Source organism: Bacillus sp. CGMCC 1.16541 (assembly GCF_003184905.1).
Lineage (GTDB): Bacteria > Bacillota > Bacilli > Bacillales > Bacillaceae_H > Priestia.
The window spans coordinates 291173-307065 of record NZ_QFRU01000004.1 but is presented as its reverse complement, the minus strand read 5'-3'; the positions used below and the strand labels follow the sequence as shown (position 1 = coordinate 307065).

The window sequence follows — 15893 nt, the reverse complement described above, 5'->3', positions numbered from 1 at the left end:
AATTACGCTCCTAACAAGTCCTGAATATCTGATTTTAATACATCAGCTTTTGGACCGTAAATAGCTTGTACACCTTTATCTTTTACGATTAACCCTAATGCACCGTTTTTCTTCCAATCCGCTTCGCCTGCAACAAACGACGTATCTTTTACTGTTACACGTAAACGAGTCATACACGCGTCAACGTCTTGGATATTTTCTTTCCCACCTAGTAACTCAATGATTGTTGGAGCAAGTGAATCTGTTTTCACAGCGTTCGATCCGCCAGTGCTTGCTTCATCTTCAATGTAGTTACCGTTACGACCCGGAGTTGGGAAGTTGAATTTCTTAATCATAAAGTTTGCAACTGTAAAGTTTAAACCGAAGAATACTAAACATGCTACAACAAAGTTTACTAAGTCTAACCATAAACCTGCTTTTACGATCATTGGTGTACGAGTTAATAACTCAATTACACCGAATGCGTGAACACGTACATCTACTAAATCAACAACCGCAAACGCTAAACCAGTCATAACTGCATATACAACGTATAGTACTGGAGCAGCAAACATGAACATGAATTCGATAGGCTCAGTTACACCTGTTAAAAATACAGCTAAACCAGCTGAGAAGAACATTGATTTGTACTTTGCACGCTTATCTTTGTCTACGTTACGGTACATGGCATACGCGATACCAATTAATGATGCACAAGACAAAATCATTTGACCTACTTTAAAACGAGCAGGTGTTACATCATTTAATAATTGATTGTAGCTAGCTGTGTCGCCAGCTGCAAGGAAGTTATTTAAGTCTGCAATCCAAGCTAACCATAAAGGATCTTGTCCAGCTACTGTTGAGCCAGCGCCAGAACCTGTAAGAATTTGATACGTTCCACCAAGTTCTGTATAGTTCATCGGAACCGTTAACATGTGATGTAAACCAAAAGGTAGTAATAGACGCTCTAATGCACCAAAGATGAATGGCGCAATAATTGGCGCTGTGTTACGAGATGTTGCAATCCATTGACCGAAATCGTTAAGCAAGCCTTGGATAAACGGCCACACTAACGACATAATAATAGCGGTTACAATTGATCCACCAATTACAACGAATGGAACGAAACGTTTCCCGTTAAAGAATGATAATGCATCTGGTAATTTATCGTAGTTATAGTATTTGTTGAAAAGATTTGCACCTAAGAAACCTGAAATAATACCGACGAATACACCCATGTTTAAAGCAGGTGCACCTAATACAGATGTGAAGTAATCTGCTACAACTAACTCTTGACCGAATAATGAGTTCACCGTTGCTTCTGGGTCTGCAAGCATTGCCCCATTTACACCGAAGATTGCACCAGTGATACGGTTAATTAAAATAAATGCGATTAATGCTGCGAAAGCACCGCCTGCACGTTCTTTCGCCCATGAGCCCCCGATGGCTACTGCAAATAGAATGTGAAGATTTGTAATAACACCCCAACCGATGTCTTCCATCACACGTGCAATCGTTTGCACCAATGTGATGTCTCCACCAGTCATCGCCACTAACTTACCAAGGGAAATCATAATCCCTGCTGCTGGCATAACGGCTACAACAACTAATAACGCTTTACCGAACTTTTGCCAAAAATCAAATGAAAATAATTTTTTCATAACGTTAGCTCCCTCCCCTATGTATGGGTTTTCATTATTTTTAAAAAGAATTGTTTAAAAGAACAAGATTTGAATGCAACTTTTGTGCAACTCAGTGCAACCGTTTGCATGAACCTATTGTAATAAAAGTGCTTACATAATGCAATAGTATTATTTGCTATTTTACTATTTTTTTATTTTTTCTTTTTTTAGGTATTAAAAAGAGGAGCAGTTTAACAGCTTCGTCACAGCTTTTTACGCTATTATTGTGCTAAAATAAATGGAAAGAAAGAGGGGAGAATGCATGAAAGCCGTTATCTTTGATTTAGATGGAGTGATTGCAGACACGGTACATTTATATTACCTTGCCAATAAGCGTATTGCTGATGAAGTAGGGGTTGCGTTTACAAAAGAATGGAATCAGCAGCTTCAAGGGATTAGTCGAAAAGAAACAATTGAAGCATTCATTCGTCAAAGTTCTCAATTTTATACAGAAGAAGAGAAAGTCCAGCTAGGTGAGAAAAAGAATGCTTTTTATCAAGAGTCTATTCAACAGCTTACTCCAAAAGATTGCTTACCAGGTATTCGAGAACTGTTAGCTTCTTTACAAAAAGAAGGAATAAAGACGGCTGTTGCCTCTTCTAGCTCAAATGCACAAGCTGTTCTTCACAAATTAGAGTTGTCTACGCTCTTTGATCATGTAGTGGATGTGAAAACGATTAAGTATGGAAAGCCTCATCCAGAGATTTTTCTAACCGCAGCAGCATCGCTAAACGTGAAGCCACGTGATTGTGTAGCAATCGAAGATGGTGAAGCAGGTTTACAAGCGATTCAGCAAACAGACATGTTTTCAATTGGAGTCGGTGCACATGAAGCGATGGAACATGCAGATTGGCATGTAGAATCCACAACGGAACTAACACTTACACACATACAAAAGAAATTCGCAGAGAGAGGTAGAGAGTAAATGAAAAAATGGTTGATGATAGTAATGACTATGAGCATGGTTGGACTGTTAGCCGCATGTGGCAGTACAGAGAAGCAAGAAAACAGTGCGGGAAATGAGGAGTCAGTGCCGGCAACAGGTGAAGTAAAAGAAGTGACGGTTGTTGGGAAAACAGGAGATAACCCTGAAGACTTTACGTTTGAGCCAGCAGAGGTTGTGGTCAATAAAGGAGATACGGTTCAATTAACATTAGATAGTGAAGGCGGTGTTCCTCACGGGCTGTTGATTCCTGGATTAAATGTGAAGGTGGAAGAAAATCAAACAGCTGAATTTGTGGCATCGCAAGCAGGTGAATACCTAGGTAAATGTACCGTACTGTGCGGAGTAGGTCATGCAACTATGCCGTTTAAAATCATTGTAAAATAAACCAAGACATTAACTACTTACTCAAATAGCGCGATATAGATCGTTTCTTTAAGTGAGTAGTTGTTTTTTTATGAGTTCAAAAGGGTATGTTTCATATAGGTGAGGATAAAGATAAGAAACAAGACTTTTACAAAAAGCATATAAAAGGTCAATGTGTACCTGTTACGATAAAATGAACAACAAGGACTTACATAAAAGGAAGGTGTCGTCACACGTTATGAAATGTATTGCGATTGACATGGATGGAACATTAGTAAACAGTGAACAAGTAGTCAGTAACGAAAACGCAGATGCGATTCGAGCAGCTCAGCGTGCAGGCATAGAGGTTGTCATTGCAACAGGGCGATCTTACGCAGAAGCAAAGTATGTGTTAGAAGAGGCAGGGATTGATACGCATATTATTTGTGTAAACGGATCGGAAGTTCGAACACCAAAAGGAGAAACGCTTTCTTCTGTTGGATTAGATGCCACCCATATTAAACAGGTACAACAAGTATTTCAACAGCATGACTTGTACTTTGAAGTGTATACAAACGAAGGAACGTATTCGAATGATTATGACAAAGCATTAGCCGTTGTTATGGATATCTACATGAGTGCAAGCCTTAAAAATGACTATGAAAAGTTGTTAGAAGGAGCAAAAGAGCGCTTTGAAAAAGGAAATGTGAAGCTTATTGATGAGTATGACGTCCTTTATAATGATGATCGCATTTCAATTTACAAACTTCTTGCGTTTTCATTTGATGAAGAAAAGCTTGAAAAAGCCAAAGTGGATTTAGCCGACCTTGAAGGCATTGCAGTGAGCTCATCAGGTAAAGAAAACATTGAGGTCAACGATTTTCGTGCACAAAAAGGACTAGCTCTCGAACAATACGTAAACGAGCGTAACATCGATTTAAAAGATACAATGGCCATTGGCGATAACTACAATGATGTGTCAATGTTCAAAAAGGCAGGAAAAGCAGTTGCCATGGGGAACGCACCTGATGGCGTGAAAGTCTATAGTGATGAAGTGACGGGAACAAACGATGAAGATGGTGTTGCACAAGCGGTTTTAGCTGTTCTTTCCACACACATGTCAAAAAAGTAGCGCCCGTAAAGGACGCTACTTTTTTTATGCGTTAACTGTTTCTTTTTGACGACGGTATGCACCGTGGTTTGTTGGACCAACGTATTGGTTTAGCGGGAATGAGTGACGAATCGCTTCTGTAATAAATGCTTTAGCTGTTTCAATCGCTTCTTTCACGTCTTTTCCTTTTGCTAGTTCAGCTGTAATCGCAGCTGAGTATGTGCAACCAGCTCCATGTGTATACGTTGTTTCAATGCGATCAGACTCTAAAAGGTCGAATGTTTGTCCATCGTATAGTACATCAACCGCTTTTTCATGAGCTAATTTACTTCCACCTTTAATAAGGACGTATTTCGCACCTAATTCATGAATTTTAACTGCTGCTTCTTTCATCTGCTCAATCGTTTTAATTGGATCTAATCCACTTAATTGACCAGCTTCAAATAAGTTAGGTGTGACAACTGTTGCTTTTGGCACAAGCACATCACGTAAGCTAACTGTTGTTTCAGGGTGTAGCACTTCATCTTCCCCTTTACACACCATTACTGGGTCTACAACAACATTCTGTAAATTGTGTTGCTCAATTGTTTTGGCTGCAAGCTCAATGACTTCAACAGAACCAAGCATGCCCGTTTTTAAAGCTGTTACGCCGACACCTTGTACAATTGTTTTTAATTGCTGTTCGACTGTTTCTACCGCTTGAGGAAACACGCCGTGAGACCAACCATTTTCCGGATCCATCGTTACGATTGTTGTTAAAGCAGTCATACCGTAAACGCCTAGCTCTTGAAACGTTTTTAAATCAGCTTGAATACCAGCACCACCGCTAGTATCTGAACCCGCAATTGTTAAAGCTTTATACATTGTCATGAAAATCCCCCTCATCATTCTATCTTTTCCGATAGAATTTCATGTGTTTCCTCTATTATAGCTTTTATTTCAAAAATTGTAAGGTGATTGAATGATTCTCTAGTTTTTACCTGGTTTATACATACGAGGTACGCGCTTTCCGATTAAACAAACAACTTCATAATTAATGGTACCCATGATTTCTGCTACTTCATCTACTGATTGAAATGAGTTGTCATCGTATCCGAAGATTGTTACCTCATCCCCGATGTTAATATTATCAATTTTTGTGACATCAATCATCGTTTGGTCCATGCAAACTCTTCCAACGATTGAAACTTTTTGTTCTTTTATTAGCATGTGTCCTTTATTAGATAACAGTCTCGATAATCCGTCTGCGTATCCAACCGGTAATGTAGCAATCGTACTCGTTTCTTTCGGAGCATACGTACACCCATAGCTAATCGGTTGCTCAGCTTCAACTTCTTTGATAAATGCAACAGATGTTTTAAAGCTCATTGCCTGCTTCAATTGAATGTCGTGATGCTTTAAACTATCGTCCGGATATAACCCATACAGCCCAATACCCACTCGAACCATATCTAAATGCATTTTTTTAAAATTCATTGTTCCTGCAGTATTGCAACAATGTTTTATTGGTATAGTAATATCATTTTTGTGCAAAAACTCGATAATTGACGAAAACGTTGAAAATTGTTTTTCGGTATAATAAGAATCCGTGCTGTCTGCATGTGCAAAATGAGTGAAAATGCCTTCAAGCTTTACCCAAGAAGCCGCTTGTAATTTCGTAGCTAGTTCATAAGCCTCTTCACTTGTTCTAACACCGACCCGTGACATTCCTGAGTCAATTTTCACATGCACGTTCACCATTTTCTTTGCTTGTTCAGAAGCAGCAATGATTGCATCGGTCACTTCATGATCAAAAACGGTGAGTGTAACATTCGCTTCTATTGCTTTTTTAATGGCATGAGGAGCCGTGTAACCAAGAATTAAAATTGGCACATCAATGCCCGCTTCTCGTAGTTCTAGTGCTTCATCTAATAACGCAACGCCTAAATAAGTAGCGCCTCCTGCTAATGCTGCTTTTGCTGCTGCTACGGCACCATGTCCGTATCCATCTGCTTTTACAACGGCCATTAGTTGAGTAGAAGGTGCGACATATCCTCGGAATTGTTCCATGTTAAATTGAATGGCATGTACATCAATTTCTACCCATGTATCACGGTAACTTGTTGTTTTCATGTTAACATCCCCTATAGTGTGTGTATGAAAAAGAGGCTGATCCGCTCATGTTCAGCTTCTCCATGTTACATTCTATATTGTACTTATATCCAACTAAGACACAATATATTTGTATGGAGGTGCTAAACACTCGTTTGGATCAGCCTCTTGGTGTGTGTAAATTAGATTGCTGCTAATTCTTTTTCAAGTGCTTTTTCAACTGATACATACTCATAGCCAAGGTCGCGTGCCACTGCTTCATATGTTACAGCGCCGTTTGCTACGTTTACACCTAACTTCAGTGCTTCGTTTTCTGCAATTGCTTTGTGAGCACCTTTGTTAGCGATTTGAAGTGCATATGGAACCGTTACGTTTGTTAATGCAATGGTTGATGTTCTAGGAACCGCACCAGGCATGTTTGCAACTGCATAGTGAACAACACCGTGTTTATCATATGTTGGGTTGTCATGAGTTGTAATGTGGTCGATTGTTTCAACAACACCACCTTGGTCAATTGCTACGTCTACGATAACAGAACCTGGCTTCATTGCTTGAACCATTTCATCTGTTACAAGTTTAGGCGCTTTTGCACCAGGAATTAATACAGCACCAATTAAAAGGTCTGCTTCTGCCACTGCTTCTGCAATGTTCATTGGATTAGACATTAATGTTTTAATTTGGTTACCGAAAATGTCGTCTAATTGACGTAAGCGGTCAGCGCTTAAATCGATAATTGTTACATCTGCACCTAAGCCGATTGCCATTTTCGCAGCATTTGTTCCTACAACACCGCCACCGATGATTGTTACTTTACCGCGGTTAACACCTGGAACACCTGCAAGAAGAATTCCTTTTCCGCCGTTTGATTTTTGTAAGAATTGAGCACCGATTTGAGCAGCCATACGACCTGCAACTTCACTCATTGGTGTTAATAATGGTAGTGTACGATTCACTGCTACTGTCTCGTAAGCAATAGCTGTTACACCTTTTTCAGTTAAAGCTTGTGCTAAAGCTGGCTCTGCAGCTAAGTGTAAATATGTGAAAAGGATAAGACCTGGACGGAAGTAATCGTATTCACTTGGTAGTGGCTCTTTTACTTTCATTACCATGTCAGCTTGTGCCCATACGTCAGATGCAAGTTCGATAATCTCAGCACCTGCTACTTTGTAATCTTCGTTTGTAAAACCGCTTCCCATACCTGCATTTGTTTCCACTAATACACGATGGCCCGATCCGATAAATGAAGCAACTCCAGCTGGAGTAATTGCAACGCGGTTTTCATTATTTTTAATTTCTCTAGGTACACCAATAATCATGGTAAAAATCCTCCCTTTGAAAACGTTTAACGTTTTGTTGTAACTACAGTATAAAAAACTTTTTTTTGTTTTTCATTGTCTAGAAAAGAGAATCGATTCTCATGTTTTTGTGAAATTCCACAAAAGAAAGCGTTTACTATTTTGTTGAAAATGTTCATTTGTCAGGTAAAATGACAAAAGACTTGAGTGTAATAAAAAAGTGTGAGTGATAAGCACCCACACGTTGGACTAATTTGCTTTTAGCTTCATTAATTTAATATCGATGTAAAGTGTTATTTTTTGGTTCGGATCACGCAAGTCAATATCGCCAATTTCTGAAATTCTTTTTAATCGATAACTTAATGTATTTGTATGAACATTTAATTCTTTTGCGGCTTCATTGATGTTATGATCTTTGTTTAAAAATACTTCTAATGTTTCCACTAAGTTACTATTGTGGCGTTCGTCATAATCGACAAGCTTTTTCAATGAGTAATTTTCAAATTGATCAAGCTTTCGCTTTTCTAGAATCACATCAAGTAATTGATAGATGCCAAGTTCTTGATAGCCTAGAACATGAGCTGTTTCATCTGGAAATGTCTTTTTAATCTTTAAAACGGTTAACGATTCTCCGTAACTCTTTTCAATTTGCTTATACGTGGAGTAAATGCTACTAAAGCTTGCTTGAATTTGATCAACACCAAATCGTTCTTTCATTTTTTTCGTGAAAGATTCTACGAATTGTTTTCGCTCTTCCGTCGGTTTTTCGATACCATCAAGAGAAATCAGTAAAATGAGATCATTGCAATCAATCGTATACAACACAAGTTTCAATCGCTGCATCGTTTTTAAAATATAGGAGATTTGTCGTTCGGCTTCTGGCGTAATATCTTCCTGAAAGCGAAAAATGGCAATCGAAAAAGAAGAAGGAGGCGTAATGTGAATGTCATGGAACTTTTCGACAATTTCTTCGTGCGATTTGATATGACCGGTTAAAAGTCGCCAGAAAAACTCTTGAAATCTCTCTTCTTTCTTATATTTACGTACTTGTAATTGTAAAAGTTTATTTTTAACAGCGTTTGCTGCTTGTTTTAAAAGTGACAATTCTTCTTCATTTAACGTTTTATCAATTTCAATGGCCCAAATAAACCCCAACACTTCTTCGTTTTTCCAAATCGAAATCGCCACACGATCTCCAAGACCAATTTCATCAATGTTTTTTACCCGAACAGGTTTGTCTGTTTCAAGCAAGGCAGGAATGGTGCCTTCTTTCCATAAATTATTGATCACTTTTTCAGGTACGCGACGGCCGATAATGGTTGCAATTCGCGCTTGGTCTGTACGTTCGTCGTGCGTACTATACGCAATTAGGCGATGATTCGCATCTTCAATTGTAATTGGACATTGTAATACTTCACTAATTCGATCGGCAAACTCATCTAATGTATCTAAATTTCCTTTAAATGGGTCTATGTTCATAGCGCTCATTTTTAGCTCCTCTTTATTAAAATAATACATGTTGATTTATCATAAATGTTTTGGTACTCTGTTGACTATTGAAAAAAAGTATTTTGTGAAAATAAACAAAAAAAGCTTTCCTTTTTTTTATATTTTAACAAAAAAACTTGTTCACAAAAATGTTAATATTATAGCAACGGGACTATTGAAGCGCTTACATTAACTGTAAGCGTTAACAAATAGGGGAGGAACTACAAATGGATTTACTAGACATCTTAGGTAAAATCAACGGGGTGTTATGGGGAACACCTAGCTTAATCTTATTATTTGGGACAGGGCTATTTTTAACCGTTGTATTACGAGGTTTACAGTTTAGAAAGTTAATCTATGCGTTTAAATTAGGTTTTACAAGAGAAAAAGAAGAAGATGCAAAAGCTGAAGGAGACGTAAGTAATTTTAAAGCACTTATGACAGCTCTTGCTGCAACAATTGGAAATGGTAACATTGCAGGAGTTGCAACCGCTATTACAGTGGGTGGTCCAGGAGCGATTTTCTGGATGTGGGTTGTTGGCCTTCTTGGGATGGCTACAAAATATGCAGAAGCATTATTAGCGATGAAATATCGTGTTAAAAATGATAAAGGTGAATATTCAGGCGGTCCGATGTACTATGTTGAAAAAGGGCTTGGACCAAAGTTTAAAGTTTTAGCGTTAGCGTTTGCGCTATTTGGAGCATTTGCGGCGTTAGGAATTGGAAATAGTGTTCAATCAAATACAATTGCAAGTGTAATGGATAAAAGTTTTGGTGTAGGAAACTTAACAACAGGTATTGTACTAGCTGTTTTAACAACATTGATTATCTTTGGTGGTATTCAACGTATCAGTACAGTAGCAGGATTTTTCGTACCATTGATGGCGTTTTTATACATCGGAGGCGCACTTGTCATTATTGGGTTAAATCTTGATCAAGTACTTCCAGCATTTTCATTGATTTTTGAATATGCGTTTAGCCCAATTGCTGCAACAGGTGGATTTGTGGGAGTAGCGGTTTCAGAAGCGATTCGAAGTGGTGTATCACGTGGGATTTTCTCGAATGAAGCTGGTTTAGGGACAGCGGCATTAATCGCAGGTAACGCACGTGCTGACCATCCCGTTAAGCAAGCGTTAGTAGCGATGACAGGTACATTTATTGTGACAATTATTGTTTGTACAATGACAGGTCTTGTCCTTTTAATGACAGGTTTTTGGGATCCGACAGGTGGGTTGCTTTCAGGTGTAACACATGATCCAGGTTTAGATGGTGGAGCGTTAACATCGGCAGCATTTGCTTCATCGTTAGGGTTTGTTGGAGAATACATTGTTGCTTTCTCGGTTATTTTCTTCGGATTCTCAACGATTGTTGGCTGGTATGTATACGGAGAGAAATGTTTCGAATACTTATTTGGTACAAAGTTAACAAGCTTATATCGTGGGATTTATGTCTTTGCTTGTGGATTAGGTGCTGTTGCAAACTTAACAGTTGTGTGGGCTTTCGCAGATATGGCAAACGCACTGATGATGATTCCAAACTTAATCGCATTAATCTTACTTTATAAAGTCATTGTAGGAGAAACAAACGATTACTTTGAAAATCACTATAAAATGACAGAAATGAAAAAAGCAAGCTAATAGAAAAAGGGTGTCGGTTCAACATGCCGACACCCTCTTTCTATTAAGCTACTTTTGAAGCAATGACGATCACTTTGCCACGGTCTAATTGCTCTTCATATTGTTCTGCTTCAGGTTTTGACAGCCCGAGTGATGTCATTTTTGATCGTAATTCATCACCACGTGAGCGGAAAATATTTGCCATAGAATCAAACAAACCTTGTTCAGATACACCAATATTATTGATATTAATAGCTTTTTCTAAGTCTTCTGAGCGTGTTTTGTCATGTGCTAACAAGTAAATTTCTTTCATTGTGAATCCACTACGTGCAAATTGCTCAACAACTTCCTTCGCTTGTACACCATTCTCCACTACTTTTACGTTTACCATCATAAAAACCTCCTAATGTTTTTTCATCTCTTTTTCCTTATACATTTAAACGTCATATGAGGTTGTAGCTACAACTTTGTTTCTTGCTTACTATATAGCCTGTCTTTTACAGGTTAAAACCACATCTTTCAAAAAAAACAGAAATGAATGTTCATACTAAACAAAACATAAATGACCATGTTTGTTAGATACTACAAGAGAAGACTCAATGGTTTCGGTAGGATTGCATCTAACTTGAAAAACTTGTCTTTCTTATGTTATTTTCAAGAAAGTATTAAAAGCTTAGGCGACTGAACATGTTTGCGAAGTCCCATAAATTAAAGAAGGGAAGAAAGCATATGTCAAAACAACAAATCGGTGTAATTGGTTTAGCAGTAATGGGTAAAAATCTTGCTTTAAACATTGAAAGCCGAGGGTATTCTGTTGCTGTATACAACCGATCATCTGAAAAAACAGAAGAATTTTTAAAGAACGAAGCAGAAGGTAAAAACTTCGTTGGTACATACAGCATTGAAGAGTTTGTTCAATCGTTAGAAACACCACGTAAAATTTTATTAATGGTAAAAGCGGGTGCGCCAACAGACGCAACGATTGAGTCATTAAAACCTTATTTAGATAAAGGTGATATTTTAATCGACGGTGGAAATACACTATTTTACGATACAATTCGTCGCAGTGAAGAGCTTGCTGAAGCTGGCTTAAACTTTATTGGTACAGGTGTATCAGGTGGAGAAGAGGGAGCACTAAAAGGTCCTTCTATTATGCCAGGCGGTCAAAAAGAAGCATATGAGCTTGTAGAGCCCATTTTAAAAGCCATTTCTGCTAAAGTGGATGGTGATCCTTGCTGCACATACATCGGACCAAATGGAGCAGGCCACTATGTGAAAATGGTTCATAACGGGATTGAATATGGAGATATGCAATTAATTTCTGAAGCATATTTCATTATGAAGCACGTACTAGGATTGAGTGCACAAGAATTACATGAAGTGTTCGCTGAGTGGAACAAAGGTGAGCTTGATAGCTACTTAATCGAGATTACGGCTGATATTTTCACAAAGGTAGATGATGAAACAGGTAAACCACTTGTTGATGTCATTTTAGATACAGCTGGTCAAAAAGGAACAGGGAAATGGACAAGTCAAAGTGCATTAGACTTAGGTGTACCACTTCCAATTATCACAGAATCTGTTTTTGCACGCTTCATTTCAGCAATGAAAGACGAACGTGTAAAAGCAAGCAAAGTGTTAAGTGGTCCTGAAGTAAGCGCATTTGACGGTGATAAGAAAGAAGCAATCGAAGCGATTCGTAAAGCATTATACATGAGTAAAATTTGTTCATACGCGCAAGGGTTTGCACAAATGAAAGCAGCTTCTGAAGAATATGATTGGAACTTGCGTTACGGCGATATTGCGATGATTTTCCGTGGAGGGTGCATCATCCGTGCGCAATTCTTACAAAAAATCAAAGAAGCATACGACCGTGATGCAAACTTAACGAACTTATTATTAGATGAATACTTCAAAGATATTGTAGAAAACTATCAATCTGCATTACGTGAAGTCATTTCGCTTGCGGTTCAACGTGGAATTCCTGTACCAAGCTTCTCAAGTGCACTTGCATACTATGACAGCTACCGTACAGAAACGTTACCAGCAAACCTTTTACAAGCACAACGTGACTACTTTGGCGCGCACACGTATCAACGTGTCGACAAAGAAGGTATCTTCCATACAGAGTGGTTGAAGTAATAAAGAAAAGAGGAGGGCATTCCCTCCTCTTTTTTACTTACTTAATCCATTTTATGACGTCTTTTTTATCTTGGCGTACTTTAGGACGTGGGTCGTGAGTGCGATAACCGAATGCAGCCATAACGGCTACGTCGAAGTTTCCACCTTCTAAAACACCTGCTTGTTCTAAAATATCATGCACTTTTTCTTGATCAAACCCTTCGATTGGACAAGAGTCGATGCCGATTTGAGCCGCAGCTGTCATCATATTGCCTAGAGCGATGTATACTTGCTTGGCAGCCCAGTCAAACATTGCACGGTCGTTTCCAACAAGTTTGAAGTCTGATTCTAAAAAGGTTTGATAGAAACTGCTAATGGCATTGTATGCTTCTTCTGGAAGTTGTTTGACATCTTTCTTCATATGTTCGATGTAATCAGAGTTGTACATCATATCATCTGCAGTACGCGCGAGTATGACAACGTAGTGACTAGCAGTTGGAAGCTGCTTTTGTGCTCCCCACGAAACGGGCTTTAATTGTTCACGAAGTTCTTCATTTTGAATGACTACAAAGCGCCAAGGCTCAAATCCAAATGAGCTTGGAGATAGACGTCCAGTCTCTAAAATAAATTCAAAATCTTCGTCAGAAATTTTCTTTTTCGGATCAAATTCCTTTGTCGCATGTCTGAATTGGTAAGCTTCTAAAATTTCTTGTTTTTTTGCTTCTTTATTCATGTTCATCACTCCTTTGATGTTTAGTTCTATAAGATGAAAGATTAGTTGTTTGTCTTTATACGTTATATTATAAGAGTAGCCACAAAAAATAAAAGTACGCACATTTTTGTAATATAGTATCATTTTTTATACTAAAGGAGAGGATTGAGATGGTAGCTAAAATTAATCTTTCCAACTGGGAGCCTCACGGATATTCCTGCCCAGTTGAAGCAACCCTTGATATTATTGGTGGAAAGTGGAAGAGTGTTATTCTTTATCACTTAACAGATCAAACATTACGTTTTAACGAACTTAAACGACTTGTTCCTGGTATCACTCAACGCATGCTGACATTGCAGTTACGTGAACTAGAAAGAGATGGAATTGTTCACCGTGAAGTCTATAAGGAAGTTCCGCCGAAAGTAGAATATTGCCTTACAGAGTTTGGTCAAACACTTATACCTATTATTCAACTTATGTTGAAATGGGGCATTGAAAACACTAATAAAATTGTTCAGCATCGGGAACAAGCTGAAGGAGAGTAAAACGAAAGCTCAGAATGCTTTGGTTTTTGTTTATAGAACTAATGAAGTAGTGATTGGATAAAAGTTTAAAATATGAAAATAAGACCGTCAACGGACGGTCTTATTTTCAATAGGTTATCTTGAAAAAGTCATTTCTCTTCTTAAGACAACCTTCTTTATTCAGTTTCTAACGTATGATTCGTACTTATGTTCCACCATTGGAATCCATCTTTTCCTAAAAGCGCGTCAGAAGCTTTTGGTCCCATTGAACCGGACTCATAGTTCGGGAAGCTTTCTTCTTTTGTGCTTGCCCACGCTTCTGAGATTTTATCAACAAACTCCCATGAAAGAGATACTTCATCCCAATGTGTAAAGTTCGTTGCATCACCACGCATGCAGTCATAAATAAGACGCTCATATGCTTCAGGTGTATTCATTTTATCTCCACAGTTGTTGCAGTAATCCAGTTTGATTGGAGTAGATGTTGCACCGCCGTCTGCTTTGCGAGCATTTAAGTGCAGCGTAATGCCTTCATCCGGTTGAATATGAATCACTAATAAGTTTGGATGAATGTTCTTCCCTTTGTTAAAGTATAGGTTCATTGGCAAGTCTTTAAATTGAACAACAATCTCCGTTGATTTTGCACTCATACGCTTTCCTGTACGAATGTAAAACGGTACACCAGCCCAGCGGAAGTTATCAATTAAAAGTTTACCTGACACAAATGTTTCTGTATTCGACTGCGGATCGACAGAAGGCCCTTCTCGGTAGCTGTCTACTTCTTTTTCTTCGACGATTCCTTTTCCATACTGTCCACGTACGAAATAATCTTTTACTTCGTCCACTTCAAACTTACGAAGGGCGCGTAGTACTTTCACTTTTTCACTGCGAATCTCTTCTGGTGTTAATTTAATTGGTGGTTCCATCGCAAGTAAAGCGACCATTTGTAACATATGGTTTTGGACCATGTCGCGCAGTGCACCAGACGATTCATAATAACGCCCGCGGTCTTCCACCCCTAGTACTTCACTTGATGTAATCTGAATGTTTGAGATGTATTGGTTGTTCCACATTGGTTCAAACAATGCGTTGGCAAAGCGAATGACTTCGATATTTTGAACCATTTCTTTCCCTAAGTAATGGTCGATACGATAAATTTGGTCTTCGTTAAATGCTTCACGAATCTGTTCGTTAAGCTGTTGCGCTGAAGGATGATCGTGACCAAATGGCTTTTCAATCACGAGTCGGCTCCATCCACTTGTTGATGTGAGACCTTCATTTTTTAAATTAGATGCAATGGTGCCAAAGAATTCCGGAGCCATCGCTAAATAAAAGATACGATTACCTGGAACGTTATATTGTTGATCTAGATCACTTAGTAAATGATTCAACTCTTGATAAGATGCAATATCTGTCACATCAAAAGGCTGGTAGTAAAAATGTGAAGCGAACTTTTCTACATCAGCGTCTCCGCTTTGTAACTTTTCGACCGATTGTTTGACGTTGCTACGAAGCTCGTCATTTGTCCAAGGTCTTCTTGCTACACCTACTACAGCAAAATCTTCTGATAGCTTATTTTCTTTGTATAAGCGGAAAATAGAAGGGAATAATTTGCGTTTTGCTAAATCACCGGTAGCTCCAAAGATTACAATAATGGATTTCGGTTGTGTATTTGTCATCACTTACAGGACCTCACTTTGTTGTAATACGTTTACTCTTCGTTATGTACATGTTGTTGTTGCAAAAGCAACAGATGTAAAAGTTTAAAGTAAATAATAGACGTTTTGTTGTTATTATTCCATGTTTTTGCTCACTTTAAAAGCATTTTATTCGATATTGTACAACACATAACCAAGGTTAGTGTTTACTAAAGAGCTATCTTCATTCTATGAAAGGAACAAAAAAAGGAGTTCATTTTCTTCGATAGCCGCTTGTTTGCTATCTTAAAAAAGGAATCTCCTATGTGTATATCGATACATATACTCG

General features: G+C 38.3%; 14 protein-coding genes. 6 read left to right on the top strand and 8 right to left on the bottom strand.

The features are described 5' to 3' along the window. Positions 1-2 precede the first annotated feature (2 nt). Positions 3-1640 (bottom strand): PTS transporter subunit IIBC, encoded by a 1638-nt coding sequence (locus DIS06_RS07870; RefSeq protein WP_110112692.1) that lies wholly within the window; start codon positions 1638-1640, stop codon positions 3-5. Between the two features lie 283 nt (positions 1641-1923). Here DIS06_RS07870 and pgmB point away from each other — a divergent pair, with 283 nt between their 5' ends. From pgmB to DIS06_RS07855, 3 genes are all read left to right on the top strand, one after another. After that, a complete protein-coding gene (pgmB, locus tag DIS06_RS07865; protein ID WP_110112691.1) occupies positions 1924-2586 on the top strand; it encodes a beta-phosphoglucomutase in 663 nt (220 codons plus the stop codon). Further along, positions 2587-2991, top strand: a complete 405-nt coding sequence (locus tag DIS06_RS07860; RefSeq protein ID WP_110112690.1) for a cupredoxin domain-containing protein — start codon at positions 2587-2589, stop codon at positions 2989-2991. Positions 2992-3208: 217 nt separating this feature from the next. Further along, complete coding sequence (locus DIS06_RS07855; protein ID WP_239421944.1) at positions 3209-4081, top strand: Cof-type HAD-IIB family hydrolase; 873 nt, start codon at positions 3209-3211, stop codon at positions 4079-4081. Between the two features lie 24 nt (positions 4082-4105). Here the strand turns inward: DIS06_RS07855 and pdxK are convergent, their stop codons facing one another. From pdxK to DIS06_RS07835, 4 genes are all read right to left on the bottom strand, one after another. Continuing rightward, a complete protein-coding gene (gene pdxK, locus DIS06_RS07850; RefSeq protein WP_110112688.1) occupies positions 4106-4930 on the bottom strand; it encodes a pyridoxine/pyridoxal/pyridoxamine kinase in 825 nt (274 codons plus the stop codon). A gap of 99 nt (positions 4931-5029) precedes the next feature. Beyond that, positions 5030-6172: an alanine racemase gene (gene alr, locus DIS06_RS07845; protein WP_110112687.1), complete on the bottom strand. Its 1143-nt coding sequence runs from the start codon at positions 6170-6172 to the stop codon at positions 5030-5032. A 161-nt stretch (positions 6173-6333) separates the two neighbouring features. Next, positions 6334-7467 carry an alanine dehydrogenase gene (gene ald, locus DIS06_RS07840; protein WP_110112686.1) on the bottom strand — a complete coding sequence of 378 codons (1134 nt, stop codon included), beginning with the start codon at positions 7465-7467 and terminating at the stop codon, positions 6334-6336. 228 nt (positions 7468-7695) lie between these two features. Further along, positions 7696-8925, bottom strand: a complete 1230-nt coding sequence (locus DIS06_RS07835) for a PucR family transcriptional regulator (RefSeq protein ID WP_275425420.1) — start codon at positions 8923-8925, stop codon at positions 7696-7698. Positions 8926-9161: 236 nt separating this feature from the next. Between DIS06_RS07835 and DIS06_RS07830 the strand changes: the two genes are divergently transcribed. After that, on the top strand, positions 9162-10571 hold the full coding sequence (locus DIS06_RS07830) for an alanine/glycine:cation symporter family protein (RefSeq protein WP_110112684.1): 1410 nt from the start codon (positions 9162-9164) through the stop codon (positions 10569-10571). Positions 10572-10614: 43 nt separating this feature from the next. Here DIS06_RS07830 and DIS06_RS07825 read toward each other — a convergent pair whose 3' ends face one another. Then, positions 10615-10941, bottom strand: coding sequence for a YflT domain-containing protein (locus tag DIS06_RS07825; RefSeq protein ID WP_110112683.1), 327 nt, complete (start codon positions 10939-10941; stop codon positions 10615-10617). A 338-nt stretch (positions 10942-11279) separates the two neighbouring features. Between DIS06_RS07825 and gndA the strand changes: the two genes are divergently transcribed. Beyond that, a complete protein-coding gene (gndA, locus tag DIS06_RS07820; protein ID WP_110112682.1) occupies positions 11280-12692 on the top strand; it encodes an NADP-dependent phosphogluconate dehydrogenase in 1413 nt (470 codons plus the stop codon). A gap of 37 nt (positions 12693-12729) precedes the next feature. Here the strand turns inward: gndA and DIS06_RS07815 are convergent, their stop codons facing one another. After that, positions 12730-13404 (bottom strand): NAD(P)H-dependent oxidoreductase, encoded by a 675-nt coding sequence (locus DIS06_RS07815; protein WP_110112681.1) that lies wholly within the window; start codon positions 13402-13404, stop codon positions 12730-12732. A 149-nt stretch (positions 13405-13553) separates the two neighbouring features. Between DIS06_RS07815 and DIS06_RS07810 the strand changes: the two genes are divergently transcribed. Next, positions 13554-13928 carry a winged helix-turn-helix transcriptional regulator gene (locus DIS06_RS07810; RefSeq protein WP_110112680.1) on the top strand — a complete coding sequence of 125 codons (375 nt, stop codon included), beginning with the start codon at positions 13554-13556 and terminating at the stop codon, positions 13926-13928. Between the two features lie 155 nt (positions 13929-14083). Here the strand turns inward: DIS06_RS07810 and zwf are convergent, their stop codons facing one another. Next, a complete protein-coding gene (zwf, locus tag DIS06_RS07805) occupies positions 14084-15586 on the bottom strand; it encodes a glucose-6-phosphate dehydrogenase (RefSeq protein WP_110112737.1) in 1503 nt (500 codons plus the stop codon). Between the last annotated feature and the right edge of the window lie 307 nt (positions 15587-15893).